This is a genomic window from Thiolapillus sp. (genome assembly GCF_048562965.1).
GTDB lineage: Bacteria > Pseudomonadota > Gammaproteobacteria > Chromatiales > Chromatiaceae > Thiolapillus > Thiolapillus brandeum_A.
Map to the genome: position 1 here is coordinate 1 of NZ_JBHNMF010000901.1, position 1156 is coordinate 1156.

General features: G+C 56.1%; 1 protein-coding gene. It reads right to left on the reverse strand.

The features are described from left to right. Positions 1-291: 291 nt before the first annotated feature. Positions 292-936 (reverse strand): adenylate kinase, encoded by a 645-nt coding sequence (locus ACOCD2_RS21025; RefSeq protein WP_293650417.1) that lies wholly within the window; start codon positions 934-936, stop codon positions 292-294. Positions 937-1156 lie beyond the last annotated feature (220 nt).

Here is a 1156-nt window from a genome sequence, read left to right on the forward strand (position 1 = left end):
GTTGTTGCGTAGTGCTTGGTGACCAGGACGGCTGGGGCACAAATAGGTTGTCAAAGGCCGAGTCGATTTTGGGGACTGGGATGTCCCAAAATCTATCACGAGGTCGAAGACACGCTTGTTCACCGCAAGCCGATGATACGGCGGCACTGTAATCCGGCATGAGTATCAGCCCGCCACAACCCATGAAAATGCCCCGGGAGGAAAAAGCAGCGCCACAGCAGAAATAGGCCAGACATAAAAAAGCCGCGGCAGTGGATACTGCGGCGGCTTTTGTGTTTTCAGTTTGTGCGATCAGGCGATGCCGAGCTTCTCCTTGATAGTGGCAACGACTTCGTCACTGGAAGTGGCGTTGATGTCCCACAGCATACCTTCCTTCTCGTAGAAACCCACCAGAGGCGCGGTCTGCTCGTTGAAAACGTCCAGGCGCTTGGAGATGGCTTCTTCAGTTTCATCGTCACGCTGCACGACCTTGCCGCCGCACTTGTCGCACACGCCTTCCACCTTGGGCGGGTTGCTCTTCACGTTGTAGATGGCGCCGCAGTCTTCGCAGGTGCGGCGGGTGGTGAGGCGGTCCAGGATCACGTCACGGGGCACGTTCAGATTGACCACGCCGTCCAGCTCGATGTTGAGCTTGGTCAGCAGTTCCTTCAGGGCTTCGGCCTGGGGAATGGTGCGGGGGAAGCCGTCCAGCAGGAAACCGGATTTGCAATCGTCTTCCAGCAGGCGCTCGCCCATGATGCCCATGATCAGGGAATCGGGCACCAGATCGCCGCGGCTCATGTAACCCTGGGCTTCTTTGCCCAGATCGGTGCCTTCCTTGACGGCGGCGCGCAGGATATCGCCGGTGGAAATCTGTACGGAACCGTCGATGGCGGTCAGCATCTTGGCTACGGTGCCCTTGCCTGCGCCGGGGGCGCCCAAAAGAATCAGTCTCATTGTGGAAATCTCCAGTAAATTCAGATGTGAAAAATCTTGTGAGCCGTGCTCGCCAAGGCTCAAGTGGCGCGTATTTTAATGGTGCGGGGAAAAAATTGCCATGGTAACTACTCACCCCTAAGATGAGTACAAGCCTGCCTCGATGGATCTACAATCGCTTTTTCATGTCTGTAGAGGCTTGACATCATAGTACGCCGAGTCTATGCTATTGACCCAACAC